At 71.8% G+C, this 19,037-nt stretch carries 15 protein-coding genes and 4 tRNA genes; 11 read left to right on the top strand and 8 right to left on the bottom strand.

Features of this window, described 5'->3' with window-relative positions; translation table 11 throughout:
- Positions 1-2: 2 nt before the first annotated feature.
- Positions 3-857 carry a transporter substrate-binding domain-containing protein gene (locus IFT79_RS08115; RefSeq protein ID WP_192123956.1) on the bottom strand — a complete coding sequence of 285 codons (855 nt, stop codon included), beginning with the start codon at positions 855-857 and terminating at the stop codon, positions 3-5.
- Between the two features lie 154 nt (positions 858-1,011).
- Positions 1,012-1,758, bottom strand: a complete 747-nt coding sequence (locus IFT79_RS08110) for an NRDE family protein (RefSeq protein ID WP_056045413.1) — start codon at positions 1,756-1,758, stop codon at positions 1,012-1,014.
- Between the two features lie 178 nt (positions 1,759-1,936).
- On the opposite strand from IFT79_RS08110, the gene coaBC reads away from it, so the two are divergent.
- Together coaBC and IFT79_RS16685 are read left to right on the top strand one after the other, a co-directional pair.
- Positions 1,937-3,274 (top strand): bifunctional phosphopantothenoylcysteine decarboxylase/phosphopantothenate--cysteine ligase CoaBC, encoded by a 1,338-nt coding sequence (gene coaBC / locus IFT79_RS08105; RefSeq protein ID WP_192123954.1) that lies wholly within the window; start codon positions 1,937-1,939, stop codon positions 3,272-3,274.
- Complete coding sequence (locus tag IFT79_RS16685; protein ID WP_192123603.1) at positions 3,271-4,782, top strand: serine/threonine-protein kinase; 1,512 nt, start codon at positions 3,271-3,273, stop codon at positions 4,780-4,782. Before coaBC ends, IFT79_RS16685 begins: the two co-directional genes overlap by 4 nt.
- Positions 4,783-4,929: 147 nt before the next feature.
- On the opposite strand, the gene IFT79_RS08095 is transcribed toward IFT79_RS16685, so the two are convergent.
- From IFT79_RS08095 to IFT79_RS08085, 3 genes are all read right to left on the bottom strand, one after another.
- Positions 4,930-5,001: transfer RNA gene (locus IFT79_RS08095), tRNA-Val, on the bottom strand.
- 81 nt (positions 5,002-5,082) lie between these two features.
- Positions 5,083-5,156 (bottom strand) — tRNA-Cys (locus tag IFT79_RS08090).
- A gap of 66 nt (positions 5,157-5,222) precedes the next feature.
- Positions 5,223-5,294, bottom strand: a tRNA-Gly gene (locus IFT79_RS08085).
- A gap of 174 nt (positions 5,295-5,468) precedes the next feature.
- Here IFT79_RS08085 and IFT79_RS08080 point away from each other — a divergent pair.
- Both IFT79_RS08080 and IFT79_RS08075 read left to right on the top strand, forming a co-directional pair.
- Positions 5,469-5,541: transfer RNA gene (locus tag IFT79_RS08080), tRNA-Val, on the top strand.
- A 124-nt stretch (positions 5,542-5,665) separates the two neighbouring features.
- Complete coding sequence (locus IFT79_RS08075; protein WP_192123601.1) at positions 5,666-7,360, top strand: glycoside hydrolase family 13 protein; 1,695 nt, start codon at positions 5,666-5,668, stop codon at positions 7,358-7,360.
- 144 nt (positions 7,361-7,504) lie between these two features.
- Here IFT79_RS08075 and IFT79_RS08070 read toward each other — a convergent pair whose 3' ends face one another.
- Positions 7,505-8,785, bottom strand: a complete 1,281-nt coding sequence (locus IFT79_RS08070) for an ammonium transporter (protein ID WP_123570119.1) — start codon at positions 8,783-8,785, stop codon at positions 7,505-7,507.
- 221 nt (positions 8,786-9,006) lie between these two features.
- Positions 9,007-10,023, bottom strand: coding sequence for a cell division protein ZapE (gene zapE, locus IFT79_RS08065; protein ID WP_173150888.1), 1,017 nt, complete (start codon positions 10,021-10,023; stop codon positions 9,007-9,009).
- Between the two features lie 176 nt (positions 10,024-10,199).
- On the opposite strand from zapE, the gene IFT79_RS08060 reads away from it, so the two are divergent.
- The 3 genes from IFT79_RS08060 to IFT79_RS08050 are packed head-to-tail and all read left to right on the top strand — an operon-like array spanning position 10,200 to position 12,291.
- Positions 10,200-11,099, top strand: coding sequence for a sulfurtransferase (locus IFT79_RS08060; protein ID WP_123570777.1), 900 nt, complete (start codon positions 10,200-10,202; stop codon positions 11,097-11,099).
- Complete coding sequence (locus IFT79_RS08055; RefSeq protein WP_123570121.1) at positions 11,096-11,539, top strand: SufE family protein; 444 nt, start codon at positions 11,096-11,098, stop codon at positions 11,537-11,539. Before IFT79_RS08060 ends, IFT79_RS08055 begins: the two co-directional genes overlap by 4 nt.
- Complete coding sequence (locus IFT79_RS08050) at positions 11,536-12,291, top strand: dihydrofolate reductase family protein (RefSeq protein WP_192123599.1); 756 nt, start codon at positions 11,536-11,538, stop codon at positions 12,289-12,291. Before IFT79_RS08055 ends, IFT79_RS08050 begins: the two co-directional genes overlap by 4 nt.
- Here the strand turns inward: IFT79_RS08050 and IFT79_RS16900 are convergent.
- Complete coding sequence (locus IFT79_RS16900) at positions 12,249-13,493, bottom strand: alpha/beta fold hydrolase (RefSeq protein ID WP_192123597.1); 1,245 nt, start codon at positions 13,491-13,493, stop codon at positions 12,249-12,251. The genes IFT79_RS08050 and IFT79_RS16900 overlap by 43 nt on opposite strands.
- Positions 13,494-13,602: 109 nt before the next feature.
- Between IFT79_RS16900 and IFT79_RS08040 the strand changes: the two genes are divergently transcribed.
- From IFT79_RS08040 to IFT79_RS08025, 4 genes are all read left to right on the top strand, one after another.
- On the top strand, positions 13,603-14,199 hold the full coding sequence (locus tag IFT79_RS08040) for a DUF3000 domain-containing protein (protein WP_342211795.1): 597 nt from the start codon (positions 13,603-13,605) through the stop codon (positions 14,197-14,199).
- A 43-nt stretch (positions 14,200-14,242) separates the two neighbouring features.
- On the top strand, positions 14,243-15,577 hold the full coding sequence (locus IFT79_RS08035; protein WP_082460233.1) for an HRDC domain-containing protein: 1,335 nt from the start codon (positions 14,243-14,245) through the stop codon (positions 15,575-15,577).
- A gap of 73 nt (positions 15,578-15,650) precedes the next feature.
- On the top strand, positions 15,651-16,856 hold the full coding sequence (locus IFT79_RS08030) for a thiolase family protein (RefSeq protein WP_123570125.1): 1,206 nt from the start codon (positions 15,651-15,653) through the stop codon (positions 16,854-16,856).
- A complete protein-coding gene (locus IFT79_RS08025; RefSeq protein WP_192123595.1) occupies positions 16,853-18,976 on the top strand; it encodes a 3-hydroxyacyl-CoA dehydrogenase NAD-binding domain-containing protein in 2,124 nt (707 codons plus the stop codon). Before IFT79_RS08030 ends, IFT79_RS08025 begins: the two co-directional genes overlap by 4 nt.
- The last annotated feature ends 61 nt before the right edge of the window (positions 18,977-19,037 follow it).

The following is a 19,037-nucleotide window of genomic DNA, read 5'->3' as shown; positions in this document are numbered from 1 at the left end:
GCCTACTCGCTGACGTCCTGGCCGAAGTACTTCTCGCTGATCGACGACAGCGTCCCGTCGGCCTTGAGCTCGGCGAGGGCGTCGTCGATCGCCGACACGAGGTCGTCGCTGCCCTTGGTGGTGACCAGGGCAGAGCGCGAGACGTCGTCCGTGGTCGCCGCGATCTTGATGCCGGCGGCCTGCTCGGGGTTGGTCTTCACGTAGTCGAGGAAGGTCAGTTCGTCGTTGACGGTCGCGTCGATGCGACCCTGCTCGAGGAGCGCGACGGACTGTGCCCAGCCGTCGACGACCTGCACGTCGGCGCCCGCGTCCTTGGCGGTGGTGTAGAAGTTGCTCGACTGCGACTGGGCCGTCGTCTTGCCTTCGAGGTCGGAGAGCGAGGAGATGTCGGTGTTGTCGGCGGACGTGATCACGACACCTCGGCTGACCGTGTAGGGCGTCGAGAAGTCGTACGTGGCCTCACGCTCGTCGGTGATCGAGATCTGGTTCGCCACGAGGTCGAAGCGGCCGGCGGTGAGTCCGGCGAGCAGGGCGTCGAACTGCGTCTCCTCGAAGGTCGGCGTGACGCCGAGCTTCTCGGCGACGGCCGTGGCGACGTCGACGTCGTAGCCGGTCAGTGCGCCGGCCCCGCCCTCGTGGTAGGTGAACGGCTGGTAGGTGCCCTCGGTGCCGATGACGAGCTCGCCGGCGGCCTGGATGTCGGACAGGCTCTTCGCCGCGCTCGTGTCGGCGGTCGCACTGCCGGTGGACTGGACGACCCCGTCGGTGGAGGCGGGCGCGCAGGCGGCCAGCGCGATGGCGGCGGCGGCGACGACGCCGACGGAGGCGAGTCGACGGACGGTGCGGACGGCGGTGATCTTCACGAGGGTTCCTTTGCTGCGGCTCGGGGGTCGGACGAGCCTCCCGACACTAACGCCGCGGGGGCGGGCGTGATTCCCGATGACTCCGCATGACCGTGCGGCCACGGAGGCCGGGCGTCGTCGCACACCCGTCGGCGTCGCCACGCGCCCGTCAGCGTCGCGCGATCGCCTCCCCCACCGAGGGGGCGCCGTCGAGCCGCACGTGCCGGTGGGCCACGTCGTCAGCCGAGACGGCGACGGTGCTCAGCGACAGCGAATGGAAGAGGCGTCCGTCGACCAGGTCGGCCCGCACGAGCGCGTCGTCGTCGTCCGTCGGCAGGGCGCTGCTCTCGCGCAGCAGGTCGAGCCACGGCGTCCAGCTGCCCTCGCCCTCGGCCCCCGTCGGCAGCGGACCGGTCGGAGGCGCGACGTCACGGAACCGGGGCAGCCAGCGGTCGACGCGCGGCACGGACCGGTCGTCGGGGGCGGCGTGCGTGAGCAGGTGCACCCCGGCGGCGAGGCGGGCCGTATCGGTGGCGGTGCCGTCCCAGACGGAGTGCACCGCGCCTCCTGCGTCCGCGGTGAGCAGGTTGAAGGTGCGGGTCGTCTGCGGCCCGTCGGGCAGGACGCCGTCGGCGGCCGCCCGGAGGGGCAGGGCACCGCGGGTGGTCCATCCGCCGGGCGGCGACGCGGGCGCCTCGTGACGGTTGAGCACGACGCTCGCCCGGCTCGGGCCCCGGGCGGTCGCCAACCAGGCCCCGCCCGCCTCGCGGTCGTGCACCCCGGTCACCCGCTCACCGAGGTCGGGCCACCAGGCGCCGGGCTCGTCCCAGGGGCGGTCGGGCGACTCGTCCCGGAGCCCGAGGAAGACGACGGGCCAGGGCGCGTCCGGCTGGACGGCGACGACGACGGTGCACATGGGGTCCTCAGGGTGGGGGCTCGTCGGGACGGGTGCCGACGCTCGACCGCGGGATGCGGCATCGTGGTGGGCAACGCTACCGACCCGGCACCGGGTCGGCCGACCGACGCATCGATCGACGAGGCCCACCGTGACGCACGACCACCCCCGCTCCTCCCCCGCCGACGCCCCGCGTCGCCTGTCCGTCGTCGTCGGCGTCTCGGGCGGCATCGCGGCGTACAAGGCCGTCGGGGTCGTCCGCGGCCTCGTGCTGCGGGGGCACGACGTCCACGTCGTGCCGACCGAGGCCGCCCTGCGCTTCGTCGGGGCGCCCACCTGGGAGGCCACGAGCCGCAACCCGGTTCACACGTCCGTCTTCGACGACGTCGCGGAGGTGCGGCACGTGGCCCTGGGGCAGCGCGCCGACCTGATCGTCGTGGCCCCCGCGACCGCCCACACCCTGGCGAAGATCGCCCACGGCCTGTCCGACGACCTGCTCGGCACGACGATCCTCGCGAGCACCGCGCCGCTCGTCGTCGCGCCCGCCATGCACACCGAGATGTGGCGGAACCCGGCGACGGTCGCGAACGTCGACCTGCTGAGGTCGCGCGGGGTGACCGTCGTCGGGCCGGACGACGGGCCGCTGACCGGGGGCGACGTGGGGCCCGGCCGGCTGAGCGAACCCGACGAGATCGTCGCCGCGGCACTCGCCCTCGTGACCGGCCCGGGCTCCCCCGACGCCCCGCGAGCCGTCGCCCCGGGTGCTCGGGACCAGGAGGCGCGGGTCGGCGACCTGGACGGCCTCCGGTTGGTCGTCTCGGCCGGCGGCACCCGTGAGCCCCTGGACCCCGTGCGGTTCGTCGGCAACCGGTCGAGCGGTACGCAGGGGGCGGCGCTCGCCCTCGGGGCGGCCCGCCGCGGTGCCCACGTCACCGTCGTCGCGGCCGCACTCGACGGAGCCGTGCGGCAGACGCTCGAGACGGAGGGGACGATCGACGTCGTCGAGGTCGGCACCGCCCTCGAGCTCGACGCCGCGATGGGCGAGCACGCCCCGGCGGCGGACGTCGTGATCATGGCGGCCGCGGTGGCGGACTACCGGCCGTCGTCGGTGGCCGACGGGAAGATCCGGAAGGACGACTCGGGCGACGAGCTGACCGTCCGTCTCGTCCGGACCCCGGACGTCCTGGCCGGGCTCGTCGCCCGTCGGGCCGTGGGGCAGGTGGTCGTCGGCTTCGCGGCCGAGACGGCCGCCGACCGGGACGAACTGCTCTCGCTCGGGCGCGCCAAGCAGCGGCGGAAGGGAGCGGACCTGCTCGTCCTCAACACGGTGGGCTGGACGACCGGCTTCGGCAGCGACGACACGGCCGTCGTCGTGATCGACGCCGACGGTGACGTGGTGTCCGAGGCCGAGGGGTCGAAGACCGCCGTGGCCGAGACGGTGCTCGACGCCGTAGTGTCCCGTCGGGTCGCGAGTCGGGGGTCGGGTGGCGGCACTCCTCCCGTGCTCCCCGGCGCGTCGACGGGAGCGGGCGCATGAGCCCCCGCGAGCAGGCCGATCCCCGCCTCGGCACGACCGTCGGCGGTCGCTACCGCCTCGACGCGATCGTCGGGCGCGGAGGCATGGGGGCCGTCTACCGGGCGAGCGACCTCGAGCTCGGCCGGGTCGTCGCCGTCAAGCTCTTCTCCTCGGACGGGCACGACGTCCACGACCTCAGCCGCCAGGTCAGCGAGGTGCGCCTCCTCGCCTCCCTCAACCACCCGGGGCTCGTCACGCTCTACGACGCCCGGGTCGAGGGCGACGGCCACGACGACGACGCCTACCTCGTGATGGAGTACGTCGACGGCCCCACCCTGCAGACCGTGCTCGCCGACGGTCCGTTGTCGCACGCCGAGGCCGCGGCGGTGCTCGGCGACGTCGCGGACGGCCTGGCGGCGGTGCACCGCGCCGGCGTCGTCCACCGGGACGTCAAGCCCGCGAACATCCTGCTCGCCGCGCCGCACCACGAAGGCGACCCCCGACGGGCCAAGCTCGCCGACTTCGGCATCGCCTACCTGATCGACTCGACGCGGGTGACGGCCACGGGAACCCTGATGGGCACCGCCGCCTTCGTCAGCCCGGAGCAGGCCGAGGGGCGTCCGCCGGCCCCCGCGTCCGACGTCTATTCGCTCGGGTTGGTGCTGGTCGAGGCGCTGACCGGGCGGCGCGTCTTCACGGGGTCGGTCGTCGAGTCGGTCATGGCCCGTCTCACCCGCGACCCCGAGATCCCGGCCTCGATCGGCTCGGGGTGGGCGGAACTGTTGACGCGCATGACCGCGCGAGCACCCGACGACCGTCCGGCCGCCGCCGAGGTCGCCCGAGCGGCCCGCACGCTGGCCGTCGAGGGCGCCGGGTCGACCGAAGCCGTCACGCGCGTCATGGCCGCTCCCGACGTGCCGACGGCTGCCCTGCCCGGCGGCGACGCCCCCACTCGCGTCCTGCCCCGGGACGACGCCCGCACGCAGGTGCTCGGGGCGGGGGCGGCCTCCCGCGCCGACGCCACGGACCTGGTCGCCGACGTCGCGGCGGACGACGGGACCCGGAAGCGTCGTCGTTGGCCCCTCGTGCTGGCGGCGATCGTCGTCGCCGGGCTGCTGGCGGCGGGCATCGGTTGGGCCGCCACCCGCGACGGTGGGAGGGTCGACCCGACGGAGAGCACGAGTCCGAGCGTCGAGACGGATCCGTCGACGACGCCGTCCGAGTCGTCGGACGTCGACTCGCCGTCGCCGTCCGACGACTCCACCGACGAGTCACCGGCGGACCCGGCTCCCTCTGACGAGGTGAGCCCCACCCAGGAGGCGCCGGTCGAGCCGACGACGCAGCCGACGGTCGACCCCGTGACGCCCCCGACGGTCGACGTGCCCGGTGTCGACGTCCCCGGGGGGAACAGCGGGCCCGGCAACAGCGGCAACGGCAACGGCAACGGGAACGGCGGACCGGGCACCAACGGAAACGGGAACGGCCGGGGCAACGGGGTCGGTCTCGGGACGGGGGCCGACACCCCCTAGGCGGTTGCCGCGGGACGTCACGACCCGTCGCTCGCATCGTGAGGTGGGCGACAGGTCGTGGCCTCTCGGCAGGAGAGGCGGGCCACCCGTGAGAGAAGAAGCCCGGACATGACGAAAGCCCCGGCCGAGGCCGGGGCTTTCTGTGTGTGAGCGATACTGGGATCGAACCAGCGACCTCTTCCGTGTCAGGGAAGCGCGCTACCGCTGCGCCAATCGCTCATGTCTCAACGATCCGAGAGTCTCCCCTCGAACCGCACTATTCAATTGCAACATCGAGTTTAGACCTAGGTCTAGATCGAATGGAGGTGGAGACGGGATTTGAACCCGCGTGAACGGCTTTGCAGGCCGGTGCCTCGCCTCTCGGCCACTCCACCATACGAGTAGCCCCCCAGAGGGAGGCCACCAGTCGGTGGACCACCCTCCGGTGAGCATTACACTCGAGCGGATGACGAGATTCGAACTCGCGACCCTCACCTTGGCAAGGTGATGCGCTACCGCTGCGCCACATCCGCATTTCGCTTTGCATTTCTGCGTGCAAAAGAACAATACCCACACCCCGGGGCAGAAACCAAATCGAGGGAAGTTCGTGTCTTGATCGATCACGGGGCAGCTCACGACGGTGACCTCGACGACCGGCCGAATGGCGTTCGAGCACCGCGATGCACTAGCATCGTCGAGTCCCACACGGGCGATTGGCGCAGTTGGTAGCGCGCTTCCTTCACACGGAAGAGGTCATCGGTTCGAGCCCGGTATCGCCCACGATCACCATCGAAAGGCCCTGCTCCTGCAGGGCCTTTCGTCGTTCCTGGCCCGCGATCCCCGGCCCGGTGCCGCCGTGGGAGCATCGACGCCGCCCACTGCCGAGACGTGGCATCCTCGCCCCATGACCGACTCCCCCACCTCCCGTGCCGCCGCGACCCGCCCGACGCCCGGCCCCGACGCCGACTGGTGGCGGCAGGCCGTGGTCTACCAGGTGTATCCGCGCAGCTTCGCCGACGCGAACGACGACGGCATCGGTGACCTGGCCGGCGTGACCTCGCGCGTGCCGTACCTGCAGCGGCTCGGGGTCGACGCCGTCTGGCTGAGCCCCTTCTATCCGTCCCCGCTCGCCGACGGCGGGTACGACGTCGCCGACTACCGCGACGTCGACCCCCGCCTCGGCACCCTCGACGACTTCGACGAGATGGTCGCCGCCCTCCACTCGGCCGGGCTGAGGGTCGTGGTCGACATCGTCCCGAACCACACCTCGAGCGACCACGAGTGGTTCCGTGAGGCGGTGGCGTCCGAGCCCGGCAGCGCCGCCCGTGGCCGGTACGTGTTCCGGGACGGCCTCGGCGAGGGAGGAGACACTCCCCCGTCGATCTGGGTCTCGAACTTCGGCGGTGGCGCCTGGACCCGCCTGCAGCGCCCCGACGGCACGCCCGAACAGTGGTACCTGCACCTGTTCGCCCCAGAGCAACCCGACCTCGACTGGAGCAACCCCGAGGTCCGCTCCGACTTCGAACGCACGCTGCGGTTCTGGTCGGACCGTGGCGTCGACGGATTCCGGGTCGACGTCGCCCACGGGCTCGCGAAGGACCTCACCGAGCCCCTCCGCGACGCGGCCGAACGTCAGGTCCTGCCGGTCGACGGCAGCGATCCGCTCTACGACCGTGACGAGGTGCACACGATCTTCGAGGGGTGGCGCCGGGTCCTCGACGAGTACGACCCGCCCCGGAGCGCCGTGGCCGAGGCCTGGGTGCAGCCCGAGCGGGTGCCGCTCTACGCCCGCCCCACCGAGCTCGGCCAGGCCTTCAGCTTCGCCCTGACGCGCGCCGACTTCGACGCCGACCAGTACCGGACCATCATCGCGTCGACCCTCGAGCAGGCGGCCGTCAGCGGGGCGACGAGCACGTGGGTGCTCTCGAACCACGACGTCGTCCGTCACGCCACGCGCTACGGCCTGCCGAAGGGGCAGGACCTCGACGCCTTCGTGCTGAGCGACGGTCGCCGACCCACTCTCGACCCCGATGCGGGCCTCCGTCGGGCCCGCGCGGCGACGGTGCTCATGCTCGCCCTCCCGGGTTCGGCCTACGTCTACCAGGGAGAAGAACTGGGCCTCTTCGAGGTGGCCGACCTGCGTCCCGACGACCTGCAGGACCCGGTCTGGGTCCGCACGGGCCACCGGCGCAAGGGCCGTGACGGCAGCCGGGTGCCGCTGCCCTGGGACACGAGCGAGCCCGCCCTGGGCTTCGGGGACCACGCCCCGCACCTGCCGCAACCCGAGTGGTTCGAGGACCTCGCCGTCTCGGTCCAGGACGACGAGGACGAGTCCACGTTGTCGATCTACCGGCGCGCCCTCGCCCTCCGCCGCGAGCTGCAGCGGGGTGAGGCGTTCCTCTGGGCCGACGGCACCTCGGAGGACGTCGTGCACTTCTCCCGCCACGAGGGGTGGCACTCGCTGACGAACTTCGGCGGCGGCCCGGTCGACCTGCCCACCGGGGCACGCGTCCTGGCCTCCAGCGAGCCGTTGCACGACACGCTCGCCGGCGTCACCGAGGTGCCGGGCGAGACCACGGTCTGGTTCTCGCTGACCTGAGACCCGGGCCCGGTCCGACCGGGTGACCACCCGCAGGAGGCGCGGTGCGACGCGGTCGCGCACCGCCCCTCCTGCGTTCTGCCGCGGCCGGGACGCGGAACGGCCCCGGTCCGAGGACCGGGGCCGTTCGTCGTGCGACGTGGGTCAGGCGCGCGAGTTCTCGAGGACGTAGCCCTCTTCACCGTGCAGGGCGAGGTCGATGCCGGCCACCTCGTCCTCGTTCTTCACGCGGAAGCCGATGGTCTTCTCGATGACGAAGCCGATGACGAAGGCCAGGACGAACGAGTAGAGCATGACGGCCAGGGCCGAGAGGGCCTGGATGCCGAGCTGCGTGAAGGTGCCCGAGAAGATGAGGCCGGTGTCGTTCGCGAAGATGCCGAGGTACAGCGTCCCGATGAGGCCACCGACGAGGTGGATGCCCACGACGTCGAGGGAGTCGTCGAACCCGAGCTTGAACTTGAGGTCGATGGCGAGGGCGCAGACGGCACCCGCGACGACGCCGAGGACGACGGCCCACCCCGGGGTGAGGGCGGCGCAGGCCGGGGTGATGGCGACGAGGCCGGCGACGGCACCCGAGGCGGCGCCGACCGAGGTGGCCTTGCCGTCCTTGAGCTTCTCGACGACCAGCCAGCCGAGCACGGCGGCGGCCGGTGCGGCGATGGTGTTCAGGAACGCCAGGGCGGCCACGCCGTCGGCCGCGAGCTCGGAGCCGGCGTTGAAGCCGAACCAGCCGAACCAGAGCAGCCCGGCACCCAGCAGGACGAAGGGCGGGTTGTGCGGCTTGTCGGCACCCTTGGCGAAGCCGACGCGCTTGCCGAGGACGAGTGCCAGGGCGAGGGCCGCGGCACCGGCGTTGATGTGGACGGCCGTGCCGCCCGCGAAGTCGATGACGCCCATGGCGGCGATCCAGCCACCGACGGTGTTGCCGTCGGCGTCCTTCGTGAAGTTGAAGACCCAGCTGGCGACCGGGAAGTAGACGACCGTGGCCCAGACGCCGGCGAAGATCATCCACGCCCCGAACTTGGCCCGGTCGGCGATGGCGCCCGAGATGAGGGCCACCGTGATGATCGCGAAGGTGGCCTGGAAGGCGGCGAAGGCGATCGTCGGGTAGGCGCCGGTCGGGTCCAGGCTGTCCTCGAAGGCGGCGCCGAGGCCGAGGTTCGCGACGTCGAGGCCGATCAGGCCCTGGATGCCCACGAAGCTCTCGCTCCCACCGGGGATCGAGGTCGGGTTGCCGAAGGCGATCGCATAGCCGAAGAGCACCCACAGGACGCCGATGAGGCCCATCGCGCCGAAGCTGAGCATCATCATGCTGATGACGCTCTTGGCCTTGACGAGGCCGCCGTAGAAGAAGGCCAGGCCGGGGGTCATGAGCAGCACGAGTGCCGCGCAGATCAACATGAAGGCGGTGTTGCCTTGGTCCATGGGTGGGTCACCTCTCGAGTTTCGGAGCCGGGGAGGCACCGACGTCGAGGTCGACCGTGTGGGTTCACGGGCTGTGGTGACGAACGCTCTCGTCCGGTGCGGCCCCCAGTGTCGCGGGGAGAGGTTTCGGGCCGTGTGCGGGATTGTTTCCCCGATGTAACACGATTCGGGCGCAGGTAAACAACGTGTTACCGGATGCCCGGTGCGGGGTGGGGATCTCGTCAGAGCGAGGTCAGGGCCACCAAGCGCGACACGGCGCGCAGGTACTTCTTGCGGTAGCCGCCGGCGAGCATCTCGTCCGAGAAGACCTGGTCGAGGGGCGTGCCCGAGGCGACCACCCGGATCTGCGCGTCGTACAGGCGGTCCACGAAGGCCACGAGGCGCAGGGCGTCCACCTGGCTCGTGAGGACGTGGACGTCACGCAGCCCCACCGCGTCGAGGTCGTCGACGAGCTTCACGTACTTGCTGGGGTGGACCGTCGCGAGGTGGGCGACCACGCCGTCGAAGTCGTCGAGCGACACGGTCCCGCCGAGGGCGGCCGCCGCCGCGTCGACGTCGTCGACCACGTGCGCCCGGGCCTCGACCTCGCGACGCCGGTAGTCGTCCCCGTCGATGCGCAGGGTGAGGAACTTGTCGCTGAGCCCCTGGATCTCGCGGAGGAAGTCGGCGGCGGCGAACCGGCCCTCACCGAGGGCGTTGGGCGGCGTGTTCGAGGTGGCGGCGATGCGCGTGCCGTCGTCGGCCAGGTCGCCGAGCAGTCGGGTCATCATCATCGTGTCGCCCGGGTCGTCGAGCTCGAACTCGTCGATGCAGACCAGGGCGGCGCCCTTCAGCTGCGACGCGGCCCCGGCGTAGCCGACGGCGCCGACCAACGCGGTGTACTCGATGAAGGTGCCGAAGTACCGCCGGCCGGGCGTGCGGTTCCAGAGGGCGGCGAGCAGGTGGGTCTTGCCCACGCCGAAGCCGCCGTCGAGGTACAGGCCGGGACGCACGGCCGGGGCAGCCGGCTTCTTGCGGAACAGGCCCCTCCGCGGCGCGTCGGGACCCGCGCCTCCGAACGCCGTCACGGCGGCCACCGCCTCGGCCTGGGAGGCGAAGGCCGGGTCGGGCCGGTAGTTCTCGAGCGAGGCCTCCGCGAACTGACGAGGAGGCACGAGTTGCGTCACGATCTCGGCCCCCGTGATCGTCGGGGTGCGGTCGCTCAGCGAGACGAGGGTGCTGACGGATTCGGGGGGCATGGGCGCGGCCTCGCGGTGGGGTGGGCGGGGATCTGTGTCAGAGTCGTACGGTTCCCGGGCGACGGTCACGCGGCATGCGTAACCTCGACGGGGCCGACGAGAGGCGATCCTACGCCGCCGGGCACCACGCGTCGCCCGGCGTCGGCTCCACCCCGACCCCCGCACAAGGAGACACCATGGCCGTCGAGCACGACACGTCCGCCCGCTTCGGCGAGTACGCCCATCCCGAGCGTCTCGTCGGCACCGAGTGGCTGCAGCAGCACCTCGGCACCCCCGGGCTCGTCGTCGTCGAGTCCGACGAGGACGTCCTCCTGTACGAGACCGGCCACATCGCCGGCGCCGTCAAGATCGACTGGCACCTCGACCTCAACGACCCGGTGCAGCGCGACTACGTCGACGGCGAGGGCTTCGCCGCGCTGATGAGCCGCAGCGGCATCACGCGCGACAGCACGGTCGTCATCTACGGCGACAAGAACAACTGGTGGGCCGCGTACGCGCTGTGGGTCTTCTCACTCTTCGGGCACGAGGACGTCCGTCTGCTCGACGGTGGCCGCGCGAAGTGGGAGGCCGAGGGACGCGACTACACGACCGAGGCGCCCGAGGTCGAGGCCACCGACTACCCCGTCGTCGAGCGGGACGACAGCGTGATCCGCGCCTACAAGGACGACGTGCTGGCGCACCTCGGCAAGCCCCTGATCGACGTGCGTTCGCCCGAGGAGTTCTCCGGCCAGCGCACCACGGCCCCGGCCTACCCCGACGAGGGCGCCCTGCGGGCCGGTCACATCCCGAGCGCCCAGAACGTGCCGTGGGGCAAGGCCGCGGCCGACGACGGCACCTTCCGGCCGCTGGCCGAACTCGACGCCATCTACCGCGACGGGGCGGGCCTCTCCGACGGCGACGAGGTCGTCGCCTACTGCCGCATCGGTGAGCGGTCCAGCCACACCTGGTTCGTCCTGACGCACCTGATGGGCTTCGAGGACGTGCGCAACTACGACGGCTCCTGGACCGAGTGGGGCAGCGCCGTGCGGGTCCCCATCGTGCAGGGCACCGAGCCGGGCGAGGTGCCGGCCCGGTGACCGACGCGGCCCTGCCCGAGGCGCTCGTCGAGATCCGCGAGGAGTTCCTCGCCCTCGACGTGCGGAACCGTCTTCAGTTGTTGCTCGAGTTCTCGAACGAGCTGCCCGAGCTGCCCGCCCGGTACGCCGACCATCCCGACCTGCTCGAACGGGTGGTCGAGTGCCAGTCCCCCGTGTTCCTGTTCGTCGAGGTCACCGACGGTCGGGTGCACCTGCACGCGACGGCACCACGCGAGGCGCCGACGACCCGGGGCTTCGCCTCGATCCTCGCCCAGGGGCTCGACGGGTTGACCGTCGAGCAGGTGCTCGACGACGTCCCCGACGACTACCCGCAGACGATCGGCCTGACCGAGGCCGTGAGCCCGTTGCGCATCCGCGGCATGACCGCGCTGCTCGGCCGCGCCAAGCGTCAGATCCGCGAACGGACCGCCGTCGCGTGACGCTCCGGGTGCTGCACGCCCTCGGACGTCCCGGCGACGTCGGGCTCGAGCTCGAGATCGACGAGGACTCGACCCCCGCCCGGATCCGCGAGCTGTACGCCCCGCCGAGCGAGACGTGGCTGCGACTCAACCTGATCGCGGCGGTCAGCGGTGACGCCGCGGGGGCCGACGGCACCTCCGAGACGCTGAGCAACGCCACCGACCGCACGATCCTGGCCGCGATCCGCTCGCTCGCCGACGGGGTCCTCGTCGGTGCGGCGAGCGTGCGTGCCGAGGGCTACCGGGTGCCGAAGTCCTCGCGACTCGTCGTCGTCACGGCGTCGGGCGACCTCTCCGGCCACCGGATGGACCCGGCCGAAGCCGAGCGGGTCGTCGTGGTCTGCCCCGAGTCCGCGCGGGCACGGGTCCGCGAGACCCTCGGTGAGGCGATCTGGGCGTCCGCCCGCGTTCTGACGGCGACCGACGACGGCGGCCGGTTGGAGCCCGCCGCGATCCTGCGGTGCCTGCGCGAGCAGCGCCTCCGTTCGCTCGTGTGCGAGGGCGGTCCCTCGCTCGCCGGGCAGTTCCTCCGGGACGGGCTCGTCGACGAGCTGTGCCTGTCGACCTCGCCGGTCGTGATCGGCAGCGGCCTGCCCGTCTTCGGTCGCGAACGTTTCGACCCGGCGTCGCTCGTGCTCGGCCAACTGCTGGTCGACGAGCAGAGCACGCTCTACGCGCGGTGGTCGGTGGACGGTGGACCCGCGAGTCGGTGACGGTCGAGCCATCGACCGATCGCCCCCTCGAACCGCTCGGGGTCGAGGTTCCAGAGCTTGGTGTGCCGGGCGACGTCGAACACCTCGAAGGTCACGATGTCGGGCCGCGCCTCGGCCAGCGCGTGTGACGCGGTGGACGGCACGAAGCCGTCGTCGTCGCTGTGCAGCACCAGCACCGGGAGGTCGAGCTCGCCCGCGCGTGAGACGAGGTCGAGCCGGTCGAAGTCGATGGGCTCGGCGCTGCCGGCCAGCCGGCAGAGCAGGGGCGACCCCAGGAGGCGCAGCACCAGACCCTGGACGATCCCCGGCACCCGCATGGCCGCGCCCTGGTAGGCGAGCGTCGTCCGCCAGTCGACGCCGGGCGACTCGAGCACGAGACCCGAGACGGCGCCGCGCAGGGTGGAGCGGGTGGCGGCCTGCAACACCAGCGCCCCACCCATGGACCAGCCCATCAGCACGACGGACGTCGCCCCGTGGTCGAGGGCGAACCGGATCGCCGCCTCGACGTCGCGCCACTCGGAGTCGCCCAGGGCGTAACGGCCGTCGGGCGAACGGGGCGCCTCGCCGTCGTTGCGGTACGACACGAGGAGCGAGGTGAAGCCCTCTCGCCGGAAGACCGGTGCCGCACGGATCGTCTCGGCGCGCGTCACCCCGCGACCGTGCACCCCGATCATCCACGGGCCGTCGAGCCCGCCCTCGGCGGGGACCAGCCAGGCGGGCGCCGGACCGACCTCGGTCTTGACCACGACCTCGTCGGCCGTGAGGCCCGCGTCGTGCGGCGTCGGGTACAGCCAGCCGCCGATGCGACCCCGGTGGGCGCGCCGCAGGCCGGATGCCTCGACTCCTTCGACGCCCCCGGCGCCGTCCCCGTGTTCGACCCGACGTTCGACGTGCCGGCCGTCGTCGTGCACCACCTCACCGATGCGGGCGTGCCCTCGGCCCCGGTCGTACCAGAAGCTGTAGCGACCGGGGAGGCGCGTGTCGGGCGTCGAACGCAGGGTGATCGTCCCGGCGACGGCGTCGTGGGCCTCGATGCGCACGTCGTCGCGTCGCCTCCGGGCAGGGGTGACGATCTTCCGGGCGATGGCGACGATCCCCGAGACGAGGGCTGCGGACGACACCACCACGGTGCCCCCGACCGCGATCGAGACGACGGCGAGCGGGCCGACGCCCCGTCGACCGGTGGATGCGGGGCGGTTCACGGGCGGCTCCTCGGACGGCGTGAGATGGAGCGGGGAGACCTGTGGATCTGCTGAGCCGGGCGCGGCGTGCCGCGGGGGTCGCCCTCGGGATCGACCCTAGTCTTCCAAGGTGTCCGAGATCCCCCCGACGTCGACCCGCCCGCCCGCGTTCGCCGCGGCCGTCGAGTCCGTCCACCGTACCGCCGCGCGGGACGCCCTCACCGTGACCGAGATCCCCGCTCCGAACGGCCTCGCGCCCCACGCCCTGGCCCTCGCCGGGGACGTCATCGGCGCGTCCGGTCGCCCGGACCCCGACCTCGGCACCGGACGCTTCGTGCTGCTCTACGACGACGACGAACCCGAGGCGTGGGGCGGACCCTTCCGGGTCGTCAGCTTCGCGCAGGCGCCCCTCGAGACCGAGATCGCCCTCGATCCGTTCGTGGCCGACGTCGCGTGGTCCTGGCTCGTCGACAGCCTCGACGCCCGCGGTGCCGTCTACGACCGGGCATCGGGCACCGCCACCAAGATCCTCTCGACCGGATACGGTGAGCTGGCCAACCACGGTGACGGGGCCCAGCTCGAACTCCGGGCGTCCTGGAGCCCCGCCACCACCGACCTGGCCCCGCACATCGAGGCCTGGAGCGAGCTGATCTGCACGCTCGCCGGCCTGCCCCCGACCGTCGAGGGCGTCACCCTCCTCGCCTCGAGGCGGGTCGGACGAGACTGAACCACCGGAACAGAACAGCGCCCCCGGAGAGAACAGCGGAGACATGACCACAGCGACACCAGACGAGGCCGCACCAGACGCGGCGGCGGCCGACGCGGCAGCACCCCACGGCTCCGAGCCGCGCGACACCCGTCCCCGGGTCTCCGTCCGACCCGTCGTCGAGACCGCCGACTCGCAGCACGGCGAGGTGACCGTCATCGACGACCGCGAGGGGTACCTCGCCGCCGTCGAGGCGATCCGCGCCGGGACCGGGCCGGTCTCGATCGACGCCGAGCGCGCCTCCGGCTATCGCTACTCGCAGCGGGCCTACCTCATCCAGGTGTTCCGACGCGGCTCGGGGGTGTTCCTCCTCGACCCACCCGCCATCGGCTCGTTCGCCGAACTGCAAGCCGTCATCGGCGACGAGGAGTGGGTGCTCCACGCCGCCAGCCAGGACCTCGCGTGCCTGCGCGAGGTCGGCCTCGATCCGAGCCGCATCTTCGACACCGAACTGGGTGCGCGCCTCGCCGGGCTCCCCAAGGTCGGGCTCGGTGCCGTCGTCGAGCAGCTCCTGGGCGTCCACCTCGCGAAAGAACACAGTGCCGCCGACTGGTCGACGCGACCGTTGCCGCAGAGCTGGCTCGTCTACGCGGCTCTCGACGTCGAGCTGCTCGTCGACCTCCGGGACGCCATGGAGGCGGTCCTCGCGGACGCGGGCAAGCTCGAGATCGCGCGCCAGGAGTTCGACGCGACCCTGAGGCGGGAGGCCAAGCCCGCGAAGGTCGACCCGTGGCGTCGACTGACCGGGCTGCACAGCCTGCGCGGGTCCCGGTCCCTCGCCGTGGCTCGTGAACTCTGGCAGGCGCGGGACGACTACGCGCGCGAGATCGACACGGCCCCGGGCCGTCTCGTCCCGGACTCCTCGCTCCTGGCCGCCACGAAGGCGATGCCCACCGACAAACGGTCCCTCGCCGGCATCAAGGAGTTCGTCGGCCGCGCCAGTCGCAGTGAGCTGGACCGTTGGTTCGCGGCGATCGAACGCGGCCGTGAGACGACGGACCTGCCCTCGCACCGGGGGCCCGCGAGCGACACCCTCCCCCCGCCCCGATCGTGGGCGGACAAGAACCCGCTGGCCGACGCGCGCTACAAGGCCGTCCGCCCCAAGGTGACCGAGATCGCCGAGGGGCTCGACCTGCCGGTCGAGAACCTGCTCACACCCGAGACCCTGCGCCGGCTGGCCTGGGACCCGCCCATCCCCTTCGACGCACCGACCATCGCGGCCGCCCTGGTCGAGCTCGGTGCGCGGACCTGGCAGGTCGAGGCCGTGGCCGAGGCGGTCGCCGAGGCCTTTGTCGACGCCCACCAAGAGCCCGAGGCGACGGGCGACGGCGCTTCGTAGGATTGCTCGAACGATTCTCGGGCCCCCGGCGTCGTCCCTAAGATCAGGACCAGATCCTGACACTGGAGGCACTGTGGCCGAGAGCAACGATGTCGTGTTCGTCGACGGGGTACGCACCCCGTTCGGTCGGGCCGGCGACAAAGGCATGTACTGGCAGACCCGCGCCGACGACCTGGTCGTCAAAGCGATGAAGGGTCTGCTCGAACGCAACCCGTCCCTACCGCCCGAACGCATCGACGACGTCGCCATCGCGGCGACCACTCAACAGGGCGATCAAGGCCTCACCCTCGGACGCACGACGGCGCTCCTCGCGGGTCTCCCCCAGTCCGTGCCCGGGTACGCCATCGACCGGATGTGCGCCGGCGCCATGACAAGCGTGACGAGCGTCGCCGGCGGCATCGCCTTCGGCGCGTACGACGTCGCCCTCGCCGGCGGAGTCGAGCACATGGGGCGTCACCCCATGGGGTTCGCCGCCGACCCCAATCCGCGCTTCGCCGCCGAGAAGCTCGTCAGCGGCGAGGCCCTGAACATGGGCAACACCGCGGAGCGCATCCACGACCGGTTCCCCCAGCTCACCAAGGAACGCTCCGACCGGTACGCCCTGCGATCGCAACAGAAGCTCGCAGCGGCCTACGACGCCGGCCAGATCCAACCCGACCTCGTCCCGGTGGCCATCAAGACGGACCAGGGCTGGGGGCTCGCCACCCGAGACGAGGCGCCTCGACCCGAGACCACGATGGAGGGTCTCGCCGGGCTGCGCACTCCCTTCCGGCCGCACGGCCGCGTCACGGCGGGCAACTCGTCGGGTCTCAACGACGGGGCGACGGTCAGCCTGATGGCGTCGGGTGCCGCGGCGAAGGAACTCGGGCTCACCCCCAAGATGCGCCTCGTCAGCTTCGCCTTCGCCGGCGTCGAGCCCGAGATCATGGGCATCGGTCCCGTGCCGTCCACCGAGAAGGCCCTCCGCAAGGCGGGGCTGTCGATCGACGACATCGGCCTCTTCGAACTGAACGAGGCGTTCGCGGTGCAGGTCCTCTCCCTGCTCGACCACTTCGGCATCGACGACGACGACCCGCGCGTGAACCCCTGGGGCGGGGCCATCGCCGTCGGTCACCCCCTCGCGTCCTCGGGCGTGAGGCTGATGATCCAGCTCGCCCGCCAGTTCGAGCAGCACCCCGAGGTGCGGTACGGCCTCACGGCCATGTGCATCGGCCTCGGTCAGGGCGGCAGCGTCATCTGGGAGAACCCCCACTACTCGAAGAAGGCGGCACGCGCATGAGCACGGCGACCGAACAACTGACCGAGCTGTCGGCCGACGAGGTCCTCACGCACTCTTACGTCCGCGACGTGCCGTTGCCCTCTGGCGGCGTCCTGGCCCTCATCACCCTCGACAACGGCCGCGACCACACCCGGCCGAGCACGCTGGGGCCGGCGACGCTGCACGAGTTCGGCGCGACCCTCGACGCCGTCCGCAGCCGCGCCTCCTCGGGTGAGATCGCGGCGATCGCCGTCACGGGCAAGCCGTACTTCCTGGCGGCGGGTGCCGACCTCAGCAAGGTGAGCGCCATCCCCAGCCGCGAGGTCGCCCGCGAGCTCGCCCGGCTCGGCCACGCCGTGCTCGGCAAGCTGCACGACGCCCCGGTGCCCACGTTCGTCTTCGTCAACGGGCTCGCCCTGGGCGGTGGCGTCGAGATCGGGCTGCACGCCGACTACCGGACGGTCGACTCGTCGGCCGCCGCCATCGCCCTGCCGGAGGTCTTCCTCGGCATCATCCCCGGGTGGGGTGGCGCCTGGTTGTTGCCGAACCTGATCGGCATCGAGAACGCCCTCAAGGTCGTCATCGAGAACCCCCTGAAGAACAACCGCACCCTGAAGCCCGCCCAGGCGCTCGAACTCGGCATCGTCGACGCGATGTTCGGCCCCGCGTCGTTCCTCGAGGACAGCATCCGGTGGGCCGACGGGGTGCTGACCGGCCGCGTCGGCGTCAAGCGGCCGAACGTGCCGGGCAGGCTCGAGCGTGCCGTCAAGTGGGACGTCGCGATCTCGGTGGCGCGCAAGTCGCTCGAGTCGAAGATCGGCACCGTCGCGAAGTCGCCCTACGCCGCTCTCGACCTGCTGAAGGCCGCGAAGAACACCGACCGGACGACCGGCTTCGCGGCCGAGGACGAAGCGCTGGCCGACCTCGTGGCAGGCGACCAGTTCCACGCCAGCATGTACGCCTTCGATCTCGTCCAGAAGCGGGCCAAGAAGCCCGCCGGTGCGCCCTCCCCCGACCTCGCCCGGAAGATCGGCAAGGTGGGCATCGTCGGCGCCGGACTCATGGCGAGCCAGTTCGCGCTGCTCTTCGTGCGCCGTCTGCGCGTCCCGGTCGTCATCACCGACCTCGACCAGGCTCGGGTCGACGCGGCACTCGCCCGCATCAGAGGCGAGATCGACGAGTTGCAGGGCGGGGGCAGGATCTCGCGGGACGAGTCCAACCGCCTCAAGGCGCTCATCACGGGCACGACCGATCTCGCCGACTTCGCCGACGCCGACTGGGTCATCGAGGCCGTGTTCGAAGAGCTGTCGGTCAAGCAGGAGGTGTTCGCAAACGTCGAGGCCGTCGTCTCGGACACCACGGTGCTGGCGACCAACACGTCGTCGCTCAGTGTCGAGCAGATCGGGGCGCGCCTCGCTCATCCCGAGCGACTGGTCGGATTCCACTTCTTCAACCCGGTCGCGGTGATGCCCCTCGTCGAGGTCGTCAAGACCCCGGCGACCGACGACGAGACGCTGAGCACGGCGATGGTGACGGCGAAGGCCCTGCGGAAGAACGCCGTCATCACGGCCGACACCCCGGGGTTCGTGGTCAACCGGATCCTGGCCAAACTACTGGGCGAGGCCATGCACGCCGTCGAGACGGGGACGCCGTTCGAGGTCGTCGATCGGGCGACGGCGCCGTTCGGCCTCCCGATGACGCCGTTCGAGTTGCTCGAGCTGGTGGGGCTGACCGTCGGGGCGCACGTCCTCGACACCCACCATGCCGCCTTCCCCGACCGGTTCTTCGCCAGTGACGGACTGCACCGCCTGGCCGAGCACGGCACGATCTTCGAACGCGACTCGAAGGGCCGTCGCAAGGGATTCGACAAGAAGGCCGTCGCCCTCGCCGCCGGACCGGGAACGGCCCTGACCGACGACGAGTTGCGCATCCGCATCGAGGACGGTCTCGCCGACGAGGTCGGGCGCATGCTCGACGACCACGTCGTGGCCGCGGCCGAGGACATCGACCTCTGCTTGATCCTCGGCGCCGGGTACCCGTTCCAGATGGGCGGGGTCACGCCGTACCTCGACCGGGTCGGTGCCTCACGTCGGGTGCGGGGTCGCGACTTCCACGAACCCGCGATCCGCGGCGTCGAGTAGACCACCCACGCCGAACGCCCCGTCTCGAGAGGGACGGGGCGTTCGACGTCTGTCGTGCGGC

This window comes from Frigoribacterium sp. CFBP 8759 (genome assembly GCF_014841655.1).
Taxonomy (GTDB): Bacteria; Actinomycetota; Actinomycetes; order Actinomycetales; family Microbacteriaceae; genus Frigoribacterium.
The sequence above is the reverse complement of the archived record's forward strand: the minus strand, read 5'-3'. Positions and strand labels throughout refer to the sequence as shown.

Bases quoted from the DNA above. Each gene is read 5' to 3' on its own strand.
- IFT79_RS08060 (WP_123570777.1), top strand. From the start codon at position 10,200: ATGGCCGTCGAGCACGACACGTCCGCCCGCTTCGGCGAGTACGCCCAT.
- zapE (WP_173150888.1), bottom strand. From the start codon at position 10,023: ATGCCCCCCGAATCCGTCAGCACCCTCGTCTCGCTGAGCGACCGCACC.
- IFT79_RS08110 (WP_056045413.1), bottom strand. From the start codon at position 1,758: ATGTGCACCGTCGTCGTCGCCGTCCAGCCGGACGCGCCCTGGCCCGTC.
- IFT79_RS08070 (WP_123570119.1), bottom strand. From the start codon at position 8,785: ATGGACCAAGGCAACACCGCCTTCATGTTGATCTGCGCGGCACTCGTG.
- IFT79_RS08025 (WP_192123595.1), top strand. From the start codon at position 16,853: ATGAGCACGGCGACCGAACAACTGACCGAGCTGTCGGCCGACGAGGTC.
- IFT79_RS08035 (WP_082460233.1), top strand. From the start codon at position 14,243: ATGACCACAGCGACACCAGACGAGGCCGCACCAGACGCGGCGGCGGCC.
- IFT79_RS16685 (WP_192123603.1), top strand. From the start codon at position 3,271: ATGAGCCCCCGCGAGCAGGCCGATCCCCGCCTCGGCACGACCGTCGGC.
- IFT79_RS08075 (WP_192123601.1), top strand. From the start codon at position 5,666: ATGACCGACTCCCCCACCTCCCGTGCCGCCGCGACCCGCCCGACGCCC.